The following is a 13,359-nucleotide window of genomic DNA, read 5'->3' on the forward strand; positions in this document are numbered from 1 at the left end:
CGCGGATGACGTGGACCTGGAGCACGGCTGGCCGGGCTGGGGCGAGGCGGGAGCGATGCTCGGCCTCGCCGTGCGCACCGCTTCGCGGCGGGGAGCGCGCCGGGCGGGACGATGTGGCTGGGCGAGGTCGTGCGGGCCCTGGGGATGCTCGGACTGCTGCTCGGGATGTTCTACGCGGGAGCGTCTGTCACGAACGCGGTCCTGCTGTACAACGACCCGGAGTTCACGTCGGCGGTCACGTGGGTGCGGGTGTTCGACGTGCTGCCGATCGTCGCGTTCACGGCACTGCTGAGCGGTCGGCGGACGTCGGCGAAGATCGCGGCGTTCATGGCGGCGGTGGTGCCCGCGGTGACTGTGGTGGAGCAGCCGGGCTGGGTGCTCTGGTGGGCGTTGTTCCAGCTGCCGTCCATCGTGACGTTCGTGTGTCTGTGCCTGGGTTTCCACCGTGAGGCGCCGACGCCGCCGGCGCGGCGGCTCGCCTGGTGGGGTGGGGGAGCGGTGCTGCTGGGTCTCGCAGGGGGACTGATCGGTGTCGCAGGGCTGCTGACGGTGGTGGTGGGCGTCGTGATCACGCGAGTGGTCGCATACCGCCGTGATGACGTGGTGCTGGGGCGGGCGTTGTCGTTGTTCGCGGTGCTGATGCTCGCGCCGGTCGCGCTGTTGGCGCAGGCGGTTTACGGCGGGGGACGGCTGATCGTGCCGGCACTGGTGGCGGCGGCGCTGCTGATCGTCAGCGCCGCCGCTCCGGTCAGACGAGTGCGGGCTCCTGGTTTCCGACTGCCTTGATGGCCCGGCGGACGGGCACGAAGATCAGCAGGATGAAGCCGGCGACGAAGAAGATGATCAGGGCGAGGATGGCGGGGCGCAGGCTGCCGGTGGCCTGGCCGACGCCGGCGAAGACCAGCGGGCCGAGCCAGCTGGTGGAGCGTTCGCCGACCTCGTAGAGGGAGAAGTACTGCGCCTCGCGGCCGGGCGGCACCATCTGGCTGAAGAGGCTGCGGGACAGGGCGTTCGTGCCGCCGAGCACGATGCCGATGCCCGCGGCGACGAGGTAGAACTGGAGCTCGTCGCCGGTCTTCACGAAGAACGCCGCGGTGATCACGACGATCCAGACGAGCAGCGAGCCGAGGATCGTCTTCTTGGCGCCGACGCGCTTGGCCACGGCGCCGTGCAGCACGCCGCCGATGAACGCGACGAACTGGACGATCAGGATCACCGTGATCAGCGTCTGCTGTTCGAACTTCAGCTCGACGCTGCCGTACTGGGCGGAGACGTTCGCGACGGTGGCGATGCCGTCGGTGTAGATCAGGTAGGTGCCGAGGAACGCCAGCGTGAGCGGGAAGGCCTTGGCCTGCTTGAAGGTCGTGACGAGTTCCTTGAAGCCGCCGGAGATGACGGAGGCGCCGTGCTCGCGGCCGTGCGGCGGCTGGTGCTCGGTGAGGCGGGTGAGCGGGATGATCGTGAACGCCGCCCACCAGATGCCGGAGATGACGAACGCGATGCGTGCCGCGTCGCCCGAGGTGATGCCGAGGGAGTCGGCGGACAGGGTGATGGCGAGCTGGATCGCCAGTGCCACACCGCCGCCGAGGTAGCCGTAGGCCCAGCCGCGGCTGGAGACGCCGTCGCGTTCGTCTGGCGTCGCGATCTCGGGGAGGAACGCGTAGTAGACGACGACGCTGGCGCCGTAGCAGATGTTCGCGAGGACGAACAGCAGGACGCCGAGCTTCCAGTTGGTGCCCTGCACGGTCGCGAGGGCGATGGTGGCCGCGGAGCCGGTGAAGGCGAAGGCGGCGAGCATCTTCTTCTTGTTCTGCGTGCGGTCGGCGATGGCGCCCATGATCGGCAGCACCACGACCTGGATCACGGTCGCGAGCGAGAGCAGGTATCCCCACAGCGAGCCGGAGGGGAACTGCAGCCCGAGGAACGTGACGTCGCAGTGGTCGAACGCGTTGTCGTTGGCGCAGGGGTTCGTCCCGTTGAGCGCGGTGTCGGCCTTGGCGGCGTTCGTCGCGATGCTCGTCAGGTACAGCGAGAAGAAGACTGTGACCACGGACGTGGGGAACACGGAGTTCGCCACGTCGTACCAGACCCAGCCGCGTTGTTCCCTGCGTCGGCTGGCGGTGTTGGCGTCGGCGGCGTCGTCGCCCTTGACCTTCATGTCGGCGGACTGTACTTGTCCGCCGACACGTCCAATGATCGACTGTCCAACCTGTTACCAGGTGCCGCGCGAGCGGAGTACGTCCCGCAGGACGTCGGGCCTGTCGGTCACGAGTCCGTCCACACCGAGGTCGAGCAACGCCCGCATGTCGGCCTCGTCGTCGATGGTCCACACGTGCACTTCGAGGGCCCTGCGGTGGGCTGCCTGGACGAACCTCTTGTCGACGACTTTGAGGCGTCCCTGGTTCACCGGCACCTGCGCGACCTGGCCGCGCACCACCAATCCGGCGAGCGGGATCCGTCCCGCCGCCCACAGCGCGCCGGCGCTGCGCGGTCCCATGGACGTCAGCAGTTCGGGCCCGCCCTGACGCCGCAGTCGTGCGAGGCGGTTGTCCGAGAAGCTGGCCAGGCACACGCGGTGCAGCGCCTTGGCCTTGCGCAGCAGGGTGATGATCGGTTCGACGGCGCTGTCGGACTTCACGTCGATGTTGAAGAACGTGTCGGGCAGTTCTTCGAGGACGTCCGCGAGGCGGGCGATGGGTTCCCGTCCGCCGATGCGTGCCAGGCGCACCTCGGTCCACGGCAGGTCTGCGACCCTTCCTTCACCGTCGGTGGTGCGGTCGAGCGTGTGGTCGTGGTGTGCCACGACTTCGCCGTCGGCGGTGGCGTGCACGTCGGTCTCGATGTAGCGGTAGCCCTCCTGGACGGCACGGCGGAACGAGCTGAGGGAGTTCTCCATGCCGGTGAGGTCGTCGACGTGCCAGCCGCGGTGGGCGAAGGCTCGGGGGTGCGGGCCTGCGAGGTACGGGTGGGTCACCCCGTGAGTGTGCCTTCCGGCAATGGCTCCGGGGTGGACAGTGGGTGGCGGGACACTTTCTTCTTTACCTCTATGACTTCAGTGCAGCCTGAAATCAAACCTAACGGTCGTCCCGTCCACAGAAAACTCCCGAGTCAACAACGCCACGGAACCCGGGGACACCCTCCGGCCATCGAAGAGATCCGGAAACCGGGCAGGGGAGAAGTCGTTGGAACGCGATCAGCCGAAGCAGCCGTATCACCATCAAACGACGCAACGCCACCAAACCCCATCCGAAACCAACACCAATCGCCGAACCGGTACTGTCCGGTTCCCTACGAAGGTCGGGCTTTCTGGCGCGTCGCTGGAGACCACCCGCCGCCATTCGCTACCGTCGCGCGCCATGGAGCGCTCCATGGAGGCGGATGAGCCCAGGCACTGTGCGTGGTGCGGGCGGAGGTTGCCGGGGAGTGGGCGGATCGGCCGGCCGGAGGCGGTACTGCGCCCAGCCGTGCCGCCAGCGCGCGTACGAGCGCAGGGCGGCGTTGCAGCGTGGTGGCCTGCCGGAGGACGCGGTGGTGCTGAGCACCGCGGAGCTGGCCGACCTGCAGGACAGGCTGTTCCAGCTGCGGTGTGCCGCGGAGGACGTGGTGACGGCGGCGCAGGACGGGGCGGAGAACGAGGAGCTGAGGAAGCTGGCCGCGGAGCTGGTGGAGTCGGCGAAGGGTTTGGAGCGGCTTCGTTAGCCGTTCGCAAAAGAGCGAACCAACCGGCGTAGCGGGTTGCTTACGTCCGGTGATCGGACGATCATGACGCGCGTGACCTCCTACTGCCGCACGGTGCTGGACCGAGCGGATGTCGGCTATGCCGTGACGGATGCGCGCGGGAACCTGTTGTGGTGCAACCGCGCGCTCGGTGCTGTGCTCGGTGTTTCGGTGGAGCAGACGTACGGGCGGTCGTTGCCGGCGCTTCTTCCCGGTGTGCCCGAGGTGCCCGCGCCGGCGAGGGAGGTTCTGGCGCCGGGTCCGAAGTGGCTCGAGGTGCGGTGTTCGAGGCTGGGTGACGACCTGATGTACGAGGTCGTGGACGTGTCGGCGTGGCGTGATCGCGAGCTGACCGTGACCCAGGAGGCGGACGCGCTGCGCAGGGCTCAGGCGCTGGGCCGGATGGGTACGTGGGAGTGGTCGATCACGGATGACCGGGTGACCTGGTCGGACACTTTGCTGGAGATGTTCGGGTTCGCGCCGGGTACGGCGTTCGACTTCGAGCTGTACTCGCGGCTGGTGCACCCGGACGACCTGCCGATGATCGAGGAGACGCTCGACGCGGCGCTCAAGACCGGTTCGGTGTTCACGTACACGCACCGCATGTTGCGTCCGGACGGCAAGGAGCGGGTGTTCGAGTGTTTCGGTGAGGTCGTCATGAGTGACGACGGTGTCCCGCTGCGCGCGCTCGGTACGGCGCACGACGTGACGCAGTCTTCGCGTGTTCATGACGAGCTCGTGAGGATGGCCGAGCAGGACCCGTTGACGGGGTTGCCGAATCGGCGGGCTCTCACGCGTGCGCTCGAACAGGAGCTGGCGAACAACGGTTCCGGTGCGTTGCTGGTCCTGGATCTGGACAACTTCAAGGACGTCAACGATCTGCGGGGTCACGCGGTGGGTGACCGCGTGATGCGCATGCTGGCGTCGGCGTTGCAGTCGCGGCTCGGTGACCGGCTGATCGCTCGTCTGGGTGGTGACGAGTTCGCGGTGGTGCTGCCGGGTGCGTCGCCGAAGGACGCGTCCGAGGTGGCGGATGGTCTCAGGGACGCGGTGGCGGGTTTTCCGCTGGCCGGTATCGGGACGCCTGCGCGAATCACGGTGAGCACGGGGCTGGCGGAGTTCGGTCCCGGTGACTCGTGGGAGCTGGTGCTGGCGAACGCCGATCTCGCTCTCTACGCGTCGAAGGCGGCGGGCCGGGACCGGGTGACGGTGTACGAGCCGAACCACTACGCGGACACGGTGAAGCGGGTCAGTGTTCTGGATCGCCTGAGAGCGGCGTTGGCCGGCGACGGTCTGGCGCTGTACGGCATGCCGATGGTGGAGCTGGCGACGGGTCAGACGCTGGGTCACGAGCTGTTGTTGCGGCTTGAGGATCAGCAGGAGCCTTATCTGGGTCCGGCGGACTTCCTGCCGGTGGCCGAGCGGTCGAACCTGATCCTCGACGTCGATCGCTGGGTGTTGACCACGGCGATCGACGCGCTGGTCGCGGAGCCGGATTCGAGGTTGCGGTTCAACGTGAACGTCTCGGGGCGGACGTTGGAGGATCCGGATTTCGGTGATTTCGTGCTCGACAAGCTGGGTTCGGCGGGTGTCGCGCCGGGGCGGCTGGGGTTGGAGATCACGGAGACGGCGGCGGTGACGAATTTGGACGCCGCGGTGACGCTGGCGACGCAGCTGCGGAGTTTCGGCTGCCGGATCACGCTGGACGACTTCGGTTCCGGTTTCGGGTCGTTCGTGCACCTGAAGCATCTGCCGATCACGGGCATCAAGATCGATGGCGAGTTCGTGAAGGGCATCGAGACCAGCGAGGCGGACGCGGTGCTGGTGTCGGGGATCGTGCAGATCGCGAACGGGCTGGGGCTGTCGGCGGTGGCGGAGTGGGTGGAGCGTCCGTCCCAGGTGGAGGCTTTGCGGCGGCTGGGTGTCCGTGTCGGTCAGGGGTTCCATCTCGGGCGGCCGGTGCCGTTGCGTGACGTGGTGAGCGCGGAGCGCATGCCTCCGAATGGCGCATTGTCGTCTCGGGTGGTCGGAGCAGAGGATGGTGCGCGCTCCTGATTCCCGCCCGATGGGATGCCCGTGTCGTCTTGTGGTCTGCGTCGTCTTGAGTTGAGCGTTGCCGAGCCTGAGTTGTCGGTGGACTTCTTCGCCGGTGTTCTCGGTTGGACGGTGATAGCGGAGCCGGGTGGGTCCTTCACGGGCTGGGTCGGTGACAGACTGGCGACGCATGTTGTTGCGGGAGAAGAAGGTTGGCGCATCTTCTTCGGCGGTGACGAGCCGCGGGAGCTGAAGGAGAACTCCTTTGTGGACGGCGGCAGGGTGCTGCACGGTCCGTGGGCGCCGCCGCCTCGGCACGGTGAGCCGTGCTGGGTGGAGTTCATGTCCGGTGAGCCCGATGACGAGTACTGGACGCGTGAGCTCGGCTGGGAGACCAGGCCCGGTACGGAGGAGTTCGTTCTCTTCACGTCGGCGCGTCATGGTGATCCGCGCCCGGTCGCGGGTCGGTTGAAGACGACCCGTTCACCGGGCTGGCAGACCTATTTCGCCATCGACGACGTCGCGGCGGCCTGTGCGAAGGTGTCCGAGTTGGACGGTCGTGTGCTGCTGGAGCCCACGACCGTGCCAACAGGACTGATCGCGTCTGTCGAGGGGCCGCACGGCGGTGCCTGCGTGCTGCTGGAGCAGCCGAAGGGGTGGGGCGGTACCTGGTCTAGCTAGCCGGTTCGCGGTCGAACCAGGCAACGGCAAGCAGGAGCATGCCGGTGGCGATGCTGACGCCGGAGTTGATCAGCAGGTCGGAGGTGGCCATGCCGATCTCGCGGCCCCAGTACGCGACTTGTGAGCTCGCGTCCCAGAACAGGTACATCAGCGCGTTGATGACGATGAGCTTGCGGCGGTCCGCTGCCCGGCGCAGGCCCATCGCGACGATGGTGACGGCGATGATCAGCACGTGGTAGCCGGCGACGGCGTACCACTGGAACGCGCGTGTCGGGGTCATCTCGCCGCCGAGGTAGGCGCGGTCGGTGATCTCCGGTGCGAAGGTGAGCACGACGGCTTGGAGCAGGTTGAACGCGATGTAGACCCACAGGACGGTCTTCATCCAGGTCTTCACTGCGGGTCAGGCTTCCAGCTCCGGCGGGAAGCCGCCGGTGGCGATGGGCCCCAGCTGTCGATGGTGATGCGGATCAGGGACTTGCCCTGGCGCAGCATGGCGGCGCGGTACTCGTCCCAGTCGGGGTGTTCGCCCGCGATGCAGCGGTAGTACTCGACGAAGTCTTCGAGCGCCTCCGGCAGGTCGAGGACTTCGGCGGTGCCGTCGATCTGGACGTAGGGGCCGTCCCAGTCGTCGGAGAGCACGCACATCGTGACGGCCGGGGTGCGGCGGGCGTTGCGGACCTTGGCGCGCTGGGGGTAGGTCGCGATGACGATGCGGCCTTGGGTGTCGACGCCGCAGGAGACGGGGGAGACCTGCACTCCGCCGGTCGAGGCGCGGCGGGTGATCAGGACGCCGTGGTGGCGGGTGCGGAGGAACTCGAGCAGCTGCGGCCGGTCGACGACGTCGGCCGTGGCGATCTTCGGCATGATGTGCAGCATGGCACGGTTCACCTCGTTCGACGGCACCGAGCTCGCCTACCGGGAAGCGGGTGACGGCGTCCCGCTGCTGGTTCTGGCCGGCGGCCCTGGGAGGGCTGCGGAGTACCTGGAGACGCTGGGCGGTCTGGACGCCGCGCGGCGGTTGATCGTCCTGGACAACCGCGGCACGGGTGAGTCCGACGAGCCGGCGGATCCGTTCACCTACCGGCGGGACATGCTGGTCAGGGACGTGGAGATGGTGCGCCGTCACCTCGGCCTGGACGTGGTGGACGTGCTGGGGCATTCGGCGGGTGCGGGGATCGCGATGGGGTATGCCGCGGACTTCCCGGACCGTGTCGGCAAGCTCGTGCTGCTGACGCCGGCGTTGCGCAGTGTGGGGTTGTCGCCGGAGCAGAGCGACTGGGACACGTTCCTGGCCTCGCGTGCGGATCAGCCGTGGTTCGAGGCCGCGACGACGGCGCTGCGCCGTACCGCGGCGGGTGACACCTCGGTGGAGAACCGGGTGGCCGCGTCGCCGCTGCTGTACGCGCGGTGGGACGAGCGGTCGCAGGCTCATGCGAACGCCGAGCTTGGTCAGTGGAAGTACTACGTGGCGCTGGGCTACAACGCCGAGGGCGCGTTCGTGCCGGGTGTGCTGCGGCGGGCGTTGGCGGACTTCGACCATCCGGTGCTGGTGTACGCGTGCTCGGAGGACCCGATTTCGCCGGTGCGGCGTTGTGTCGAGCTGGCGGAGCTGTTCCCGGACGCGACGTTGTACGTGCACGAGGGTGTGGGGCATTACCCGTGGGTGGAGGAGCCTGACGTGGTCGCGAAGCGGATCGCGGCGTTCCTGGAGGCTTAGGAGACGGCGACGCGGTCGCGGCCGTTGTTCTTGGCCTGGTAGAGGGCCTCGTCGGCGGCGAGCAGCAGTGGGCTGAGCTCGGTTGCGGTGTCCGGGAAGACCGCCGCGCCGACCGAGGCGGTCAGGCCGGTGATGACCTGGTCGTGGCCGAGGCGGTCGATGACGGCGATGTGCAGTCCGGCGATGGCGAAGCGGACGCGTTCGGCGGTGGCGCGGACTTCCTCGGTGCTGACGCCGGGCAGCAGCACGGCGAACTCCTCGCCGCCGAATCTGCCGACGAGGTCGTAGGAGCGCACGGAGTGTTTGAGCGCGTCGGCCACGGCGCGCAGCACGCGGTCGCCGGCGAGGTGGCCGTAGGTGTCGTTGATCAGCTTGAAGTGGTCGAGGTCGAGGATCAGGATGCCGACGGTGGACAGCAGGCGGCGGGCGCGTTCGATCTCGCGGCCGGCGACGTCGTGCCAGAAGGTGGCGTCGACCAGGCCGGTCTTGGAGTCGGTGCGGGCGGCGACGCGGAACTGCGGCAGCAGCAGGCCCATGTGCAGGGCGAGCACGGTCAGCAGCAGCATGGGTGTGAGCCACGGGCGGGTGCTCATCATGGTCGCCAGCACTGAGCCCAGGCCGATCGAGGCGAGGATGATGAGCTGGTCGGAGGCGTTGCCCAGCGCTGCGCGGGCCGGCTGGTCGCGGTTGGTCATCACGATGGCGCCGACGACGAGCGCGTAGTTGACGAGCCAGTAGACGAGGCCGGCGCTGGCCAGGGCGAGCAGGCCGAGGGGGCCGTCAACGTCAAGAGGCCGGTTCGGGAAGAATCCCAGAACCAGTTGCGCTGCGGCACATGCGAGTACGACAGTGGCCGCGGAGAACACCTTGCGGAACAGGACCGCCCGCCGCTTGTAGACCCGAAGCCACGCGTGCAGGTAGCTGATGGCGATCAGCGCGACCAGCAGTGGCATCGGTAGTACGAGCACGCCCGCGAACAGCCACACCGACTGCATGTGGGCGTGTGGCGAGCCCTCGCGTGAAATCTCGCGGATCCGTTCAATGCCCTGAGCCGCTTCCAGGTGCAGCACCGCACCGCCGGCGAGCAGCAGGAACAGCGGCCAGACGAAGGTCTCGGCAGGGGTACGCCATGCGGTGGCGAGCGTGACGAGGGACGCCGAAACGTCCGCCGTCACGACATAGGCCAGCACCACTGGAGGAAGCGACCATAACCTCCATCGGCGCGGGTCGAGCCAAGGCACGCTGCCACCCCCACACCACCGTCAGGAACAAACAACTGTAGCTACCGGGTAACTCAAAGTCGTGGCTCCATGTGGGGGACCTCACCCTGAGTAGTGCTCACGATTTCCGCACCCCCTTGAAGGAGATTGTCATGATCGTCCGTACCTCTTCCCCGCGTCCGGTCCGCCCGAACGACTGGTTCCGTCCCAACGACTGGGCGCGGCCGAACGACTGGCGTTCGAGCGAGACCCGCTGAGCCACCACACGATCGCCGCACCGCTTGCCGCGAGCACGCCCAGTGCTCCGGCGGCGGCGACGACCAGGTGCACTGCGATCCGTTCGGCCGCCACGCCCGCCAGCGCCACCCCCACCCCCTGGGAGACGCGCAACGCGGTGACGGCCAGGCCGAACGCCTGCCCGCGCGACGAGTCCGGAACCGCGCGCACGAAACTCGTGTTCGCGACCAGGTGATAGGCACTGGCTGCTCCGGACAACGCGAACAACCCGACGCTCACGACCAGACCCGGCCGCAACGCGGCCGGGACGAGAACGGCGCACGCGGCGATCGTCAGCCACGGCATCAGCCGCAGCTGCGTCCGTTCGCCCAGGCGTGCCACCAGCAGCATGCCCGCCGCCGCCCCCGCGGCGTAGGCGCCGAAGATCAGCCCCACCCCGGCCGGTCCCGCTCCCAGTTGCGACGCGTACGGCGCCGCGAGAGCTTCTCCGACGATGTAGAAGCCCGAGACGCAGGCGAGCGCGACCAGCGCCCGCAACCTGCGATCGCCCCACACCAGCCTCGCCCCCGCCGACCAGGTCCGCCGGCCACGCCCGCCACGTCGCGGGCTGTCCGGTGCGGGCCGGTCGGAGCAGGAACAGCCCGATCAGGAACGCCGAGACCGCGAACGTCAGCCCGTCGGTCACCAGCACCAGTCCCGGTCCGAGCCAGGCGACCAGCGCGCCGCCGGCGAGGAACCCGGCGACCTGGGCTGCCTGTGTCACGGTGCTGAGCACCGCCTGCCCCAGTGGATACCGTTCGTCGGGCAGGATGTGCGGCAGCAGCGCCGCCCGCGCCGCGCCGTGCGGTGCCCCCGCGAACTGCACCAGCACCAGCAGTGCCGCGAGCAGCCACAGCGGCATTCCCGGCACCGCCATGAACAGCAGAAGGGCCGCCCGGATCAGGTCGGCGGCCACCATCACTTCTTTGCGTGCGAACCGGTCGGCGAGCCCTGAGAGCAGCGGCCCGCCGACCAGGTCCGGCAGAAACGTCAACGCGTAGGTCAGCGCGGTCAGGCCGGCGCTGGCGGTGCGGTCGTAGACGTGCACCGTCAGCGCGACCCTGGCGAACTGGTCCCCGGCCACCGACACCACGTGCGCCACGAACAGGGCGCGGAACTCACCGTCGCGGGCGAGCTCGCGGTAGCCGGGCATGCGCTACAGGATGGACGACCAGAACCCGCACTGGTGATCTCGGGCGAAATCGGTGCCCCCGATTGCTCCGGGTGCCAGCGACTGCACCTCCGAACGCCATCCGGGGTCGCCGGTGCGGGCGAAGCGGCCCCACGCGGCGATCATGTAGTCCGAGACCTCGCGTTGCGCGGGCGTGAGCTGGACGCCGAAGTCGAACAGCATTGCCAGCTCGGAGGCGTGGTAGGCCTTGTAGTCCGGGAACGGCGGCAACGGGACGATCAACGGCGCGTCGGGGTCCGCGAACTCGTAGCCCGACACCCGCATGTGGCGTCCCAGTTCCTTGCGCGCGGTTTGCGAGGTGCAGGACCACGACTTGTCGGTCAGCACGCGGGCGATCTCGTCGCGTGCGTCGTCGTTGCCGTTGACCGGGTATCGCGCGGCGATCCGGTCCGCGTGCTGCTCACCGAACAGTCCGGCCAGCAGCGCCCGGTAGCCGGCCTCGGGCACGGGCTGCGGCCAGAGCAACGGGGCGAACAACGTCATTTCGTCGTGCGTGGTGCCCACCAGAGTCGGCACGTGGTGCATGCGGCCCGTTCGCTGCGCCACCACCGGGTCGATCGGCAGCACCGCGGTGTCGTGGGCGGGCGAGGCGAACTGGTCGTGCACGGTCAGCAGCTTCGACACCGGCTGTGCCCGCAGGCAGGCGATGTCGGCGCAGCCCAGGGTGCCCGCGCCCTGCTTCTCGACGTCCGCACGTGCCCGCCAGACGTTCAGGAACTCGCCGGGGGCGCTGCCCGGGAAGGTGACACCGCACGGACCGGACTGGATGATCGCCTTGGCGAACAACCCCGCCGCCCGCGGTGAGGCGAGCTGCGCGCACACGCTCAACCCGCCGGCCGACTCGCCGAACACCGTGACGTTGCGGGCGTTGCCGCCGAACGCGCGGGCGTTGCGCTGCACCCACTTCAGTGCCGCCTGCTGGTCGGCCAGCCCGAACGCGCCCGAGCCCGGCAGGCCGGGGTAGCCGAAGAAGCCGAACGCCCCGAGCCGGTAGTTCACCGTCACCACGACGGCGTCGTTCTTCGTCGCCAGCCACCGCGCGTCGTACATCGACGCGCCACCGGAGGTGAACCCGCCGCCGTGGATCCACACCATCACCGGCCGCGGCTTGGCCGTCTTCTTCGCCGGCGTGGTGACGTTGAGGTACAGGCAGTCCTCGGTCTCCGAGGCTGGCTGGCCCAGTTGCGAGGTCTGCGCGCACAACGGCGCGGGCGTCGTCGCGTCCCGCACCCCCTGCCACGGCGTGACCGGCTGCGGGTCGCGCCACCGGTTCTCACCGACCGGGGGAGCGGCGAACGGGATGTTGCCGAACGTCCGGTAGGTGTCGGTCACCGTCCCTCGCACGGCACCCTTGTCCGTGCGCACCACCGCGCCACTGTCCGCGGCGGCCGGGCTCACGAGCACCGCGCAGGCCATCGCCGCGGTGACCGCGGCCGTCAGAATTCTCTTCACATCGACCCCCAGAAGCCGCATTTGTGGTCCTTCACGAAGTCGGCCGGCCGGACGTCACCGGCGGCCAGGGACTGCACGTCCGCACGCCATCCCGGGTCGCCGGTGCGGGCGAAGCGGCCCCACGCGGCGATCATGTAGTCCGACAGCTTCTGCTGCCCCGGCGTCAGCGGCACGCCGAAGTCGAACAGCAACGGCAGCTCGGAGGCGTGATACGCCTTGTAGCCGCCGGGGAACTCGGGCAGGCCGGGGAAGATCATCGGCATGTCGCGGTCCGCGAACTCGTAGCCCGACACCGTCGTCGTGCGGCCCAGCAAGCGGCGCGTGTCGTGCGTCGGGCATGCCCACGAGTGGTCTGTCAGCACCGTCGCCAGCTCGTCGCGGGCATCGCCGTTGCCGTTGACCGGGTAGCGGGCGACGATCCGGCCGGCGAGCTCCTGCCCGTAAAGGCTCGCGACCGTGTCGCGATACGCGGACTCGGGGACCTGTGCCGGCCAGATCAGCGCCACGAACAGCGTCGCCTCGTCGTGTGTCGACCCCACCATCGTCGGCACCCGATGCATGCGGCCGGTGCTCTGCGCGACCTGCGGACTGATCGGCAGCACCCGCGTGCCGAACGCCGGGAACGCGAACACGTTGTGCACCGCCAGCAGTTTCGCCACCGGCAACGCCCGCAGGCACGCGATGTCCGCACAGCCCAGCGGCTGTGCCGCCCCCATCTGCTCGACCTCCGCGCGCGCTTCCACAACGTGACGAACTCGCCGGGCCGCTGCGAGTCCGGCGTGGTCAGGGCGCACGCGCCGGACTGGATGATCGCCTTGTGGAACAGGCCCGCCGCGGCCGGTGAGGCCAGCTGGGCACACACGCTCAACCCGCCAGCCGACTCGCCGAAGATCGTCACGTTGCGGGCGTCACCGCCGAACGCACGCGCGTTGCGCTGCACCCACCGCAGCGCCGCCTGCTGATCGGCGATGCCGAACGCGCCCGAGCCCGGCAGGCCGGGGTAGCCGAAGAAGCCGAACGCCCCGAGCCGGTAGTTCACCGTCACCACGACGGCGTCGTTCTTCGTCGCC

The 13,359-nt window shown here is 69.0% G+C and carries 11 protein-coding genes and 4 pseudogenes; 5 read left to right on the forward strand and 10 right to left on the reverse strand.

Going from position 1 to position 13,359, the window contains the following annotated elements; all coding sequences use genetic code 11:
- The first annotated feature begins 111 nt into the window (after window positions 1-111).
- Window positions 112-786 carry a hypothetical protein gene (locus FXN61_RS22160; protein ID WP_167975968.1) on the forward strand — a complete coding sequence of 225 codons (675 nt, stop codon included), beginning with the start codon at window positions 112-114 and terminating at the stop codon, window positions 784-786.
- On the opposite strand, the gene FXN61_RS22165 is transcribed toward FXN61_RS22160, so the two are convergent.
- Entirely contained in the window at window positions 749-2,158 is a 1,410-nt protein-coding gene (locus FXN61_RS22165; RefSeq protein WP_167975969.1) for an MFS transporter, read from the reverse strand. The two genes, FXN61_RS22160 and FXN61_RS22165, sit on opposite strands and share 38 nt — an antisense overlap.
- A gap of 54 nt (window positions 2,159-2,212) precedes the next feature.
- Window positions 2,213-2,974 (reverse strand): glycerophosphodiester phosphodiesterase family protein, encoded by a 762-nt coding sequence (locus tag FXN61_RS22170; RefSeq protein WP_312877911.1) that lies wholly within the window; start codon window positions 2,972-2,974, stop codon window positions 2,213-2,215.
- Between the two features lie 382 nt (window positions 2,975-3,356).
- Between FXN61_RS22170 and FXN61_RS22175 the strand changes: the two are divergent.
- The 3 genes and pseudogenes from FXN61_RS22175 to FXN61_RS22185 all read left to right on the forward strand — a co-directional run bounded on the left by FXN61_RS22175 (window position 3,357) and on the right by FXN61_RS22185 (window position 6,432).
- Window positions 3,357-3,699, forward strand: a pseudogene (locus FXN61_RS22175) (hypothetical protein).
- A gap of 72 nt (window positions 3,700-3,771) precedes the next feature.
- Window positions 3,772-5,772 (forward strand): putative bifunctional diguanylate cyclase/phosphodiesterase, encoded by a 2,001-nt coding sequence (locus tag FXN61_RS22180; RefSeq protein ID WP_312877912.1) that lies wholly within the window; start codon window positions 3,772-3,774, stop codon window positions 5,770-5,772.
- 51 nt (window positions 5,773-5,823) lie between these two features.
- Window positions 5,824-6,432, forward strand: coding sequence for a VOC family protein (locus FXN61_RS22185; RefSeq protein ID WP_167975971.1), 609 nt, complete (start codon window positions 5,824-5,826; stop codon window positions 6,430-6,432).
- Here the strand turns inward: FXN61_RS22185 and FXN61_RS22190 are convergent.
- Window positions 6,425-6,814, reverse strand: coding sequence for a hypothetical protein (locus FXN61_RS22190; protein ID WP_223165547.1), 390 nt, complete (start codon window positions 6,812-6,814; stop codon window positions 6,425-6,427). The two genes, FXN61_RS22185 and FXN61_RS22190, sit on opposite strands and share 8 nt — an antisense overlap.
- An 18-nt stretch (window positions 6,815-6,832) precedes the next feature.
- Window positions 6,833-7,296, reverse strand: a pseudogene (locus tag FXN61_RS22195) (PPOX class F420-dependent oxidoreductase).
- Between the two features lie 10 nt (window positions 7,297-7,306).
- Here FXN61_RS22195 and FXN61_RS22200 point away from each other — a divergent pair.
- A complete protein-coding gene (locus tag FXN61_RS22200; RefSeq protein ID WP_167975973.1) occupies window positions 7,307-8,149 on the forward strand; it encodes an alpha/beta fold hydrolase in 843 nt (280 codons plus the stop codon).
- Here the strand turns inward: FXN61_RS22200 and FXN61_RS22205 are convergent.
- The 6 genes and pseudogenes from FXN61_RS22205 to FXN61_RS54450 all read right to left on the reverse strand — a co-directional run.
- Window positions 8,146-9,324 carry a GGDEF domain-containing protein gene (locus FXN61_RS22205; protein ID WP_312877914.1) on the reverse strand — a complete coding sequence of 393 codons (1,179 nt, stop codon included), beginning with the start codon at window positions 9,322-9,324 and terminating at the stop codon, window positions 8,146-8,148. The genes FXN61_RS22200 and FXN61_RS22205 overlap by 4 nt on opposite strands.
- 195 nt (window positions 9,325-9,519) lie before the next feature.
- Complete coding sequence (locus FXN61_RS52435) at window positions 9,520-10,161, reverse strand: MFS transporter (RefSeq protein WP_312877915.1); 642 nt, start codon at window positions 10,159-10,161, stop codon at window positions 9,520-9,522.
- Window positions 10,162-10,255: 94 nt separating this feature from the next.
- Window positions 10,256-10,798: pseudogene (locus FXN61_RS52440) on the reverse strand (MFS transporter); the annotation flags it as partial.
- Between the two features lie 3 nt (window positions 10,799-10,801).
- Entirely contained in the window at window positions 10,802-12,310 is a 1,509-nt protein-coding gene (locus tag FXN61_RS22215) for a carboxylesterase/lipase family protein (RefSeq protein ID WP_167975975.1), read from the reverse strand.
- Window positions 12,286-13,005 carry a carboxylesterase family protein gene (locus FXN61_RS22220; RefSeq protein WP_167975976.1) on the reverse strand — a complete coding sequence of 240 codons (720 nt, stop codon included), beginning with the start codon at window positions 13,003-13,005 and terminating at the stop codon, window positions 12,286-12,288. The genes FXN61_RS22215 and FXN61_RS22220 overlap by 25 nt, the downstream gene beginning before the upstream one ends.
- Before the next feature lie 128 nt (window positions 13,006-13,133).
- Window positions 13,134-13,337, reverse strand: a pseudogene (locus tag FXN61_RS54450) (carboxylesterase family protein); the annotation flags it as partial.
- Between the last annotated feature and the right edge of the window lie 22 nt (window positions 13,338-13,359).

Origin of the sequence: Lentzea indica (assembly GCF_012184385.1) — a bacterium.
GTDB lineage: Bacteria > Actinomycetota > Actinomycetes > Mycobacteriales > Pseudonocardiaceae > Lentzea > Lentzea indica.

Bases quoted from the DNA above. Each gene is read 5' to 3' on its own strand.
- FXN61_RS22160 (WP_167975968.1), top strand. From the start codon at position 112: ATGTGGCTGGGCGAGGTCGTGCGGGCCCTGGGGATGCTCGGACTGCTG.
- FXN61_RS22165 (WP_167975969.1), bottom strand. From the start codon at position 2,158: ATGAAGGTCAAGGGCGACGACGCCGCCGACGCCAACACCGCCAGCCGA.
- FXN61_RS22190 (WP_223165547.1), bottom strand. From the start codon at position 6,814: ATGAAGACCGTCCTGTGGGTCTACATCGCGTTCAACCTGCTCCAAGCC.
- FXN61_RS22200 (WP_167975973.1), top strand. From the start codon at position 7,307: ATGGCACGGTTCACCTCGTTCGACGGCACCGAGCTCGCCTACCGGGAA.
- FXN61_RS22215 (WP_167975975.1), bottom strand. From the start codon at position 12,310: ATGCGGCTTCTGGGGGTCGATGTGAAGAGAATTCTGACGGCCGCGGTC.
- FXN61_RS22220 (WP_167975976.1), bottom strand. From the start codon at position 13,005: ATGGGGGCGGCACAGCCGCTGGGCTGTGCGGACATCGCGTGCCTGCGG.